1 protein-coding gene is annotated in these 905 nt (G+C 60.1%); it reads left to right on the top strand.

Annotated elements, in window-relative coordinates; all coding sequences use genetic code 11:
- Positions 1–650 precede the first annotated feature (650 nt).
- The coding region (locus FH871_RS31740) for a hypothetical protein (RefSeq protein ID WP_138995314.1) at positions 651–905 on the top strand (255 nt) is incomplete at its 3' end.

Below are 905 nucleotides of genomic sequence, written 5' to 3'. Positions count from 1 at the left end.
ATCCGGGCTTCCCTGGATTACTATTCAAAGAATTTCGGCCCCTACCAGCGCGAGTCCCTGAGCGTGGTCGAGCGGCCCGGGAATGGCACGGGCCTGCACGCCGATGCCGGAATGATCACCCACGGGGAAGGATTCACCCTCTGGAATCCGAAGGACGATGGCCGGAGCCACGATCACCCTTACGCGATCATTGCCCACGAAATGGCCCACCAATGGACGGTTCCGTATGCCGCCGTCGAAGGAGCACCGGTGATGTCCGAGAGCCTGGCTTGGTACTATGGGATGAAGGTGGTGGAACACAGCCGGGGACCGGAAGCTCTTCAGCGGCTTTTTAGCTACATGTGGCAGCCGCATCCCTACTCACCAATTTTTCGGGGCGAACCGTTACTCCGCGGGCTCGACCCGTACCTGTCCTACCGAAAAGGACCCTTTGCGCTCTACACCTTGAGCGAGTACATCGGTGATGAGCGCGTCAATGGGGCGCTGCGGAACCTGCTGGAAAAGCATCGACCGGTCGACGCTCCGTTGGCGACAACATTGGATTTGTTCCGGGAATTGCGGGCGGTGACGCCGGACTCCTTACAGNACAGTATCTGCTGCATGATCTCTTCGAGGTGAACACGTACTGGAAGCTGGAGACGGAGCGGGCGGTGGCAACTCCCACTAAAACCGGCAACTGGCAGGTGACACTGGATGTGGAAACGCATAAGGTGGTGGTGGATAGCGCGGGGGTGAAGCAGGAAGTGCCGATGGACGAGTGGATCGAGGTCGGGGTATTCGCGCCGGACCAACCGGGTAAGGAAATAGAACCGCTCTACTTACGGAAGCATCGCATCCATTCCGGCAGGCAGACGATCATCGTGACCGTGCCCCGCAGGCCCGCCCGTGCCGGCATCGATCCCGAC

Origin of the sequence: Larkinella sp. C7, assembly GCF_006149005.1 — a bacterium.
Taxonomy (GTDB): Bacteria; Bacteroidota; Bacteroidia; order Cytophagales; family Spirosomataceae; genus Larkinella.
This window is presented reverse-complemented; position numbering and strand designations above follow the sequence as displayed.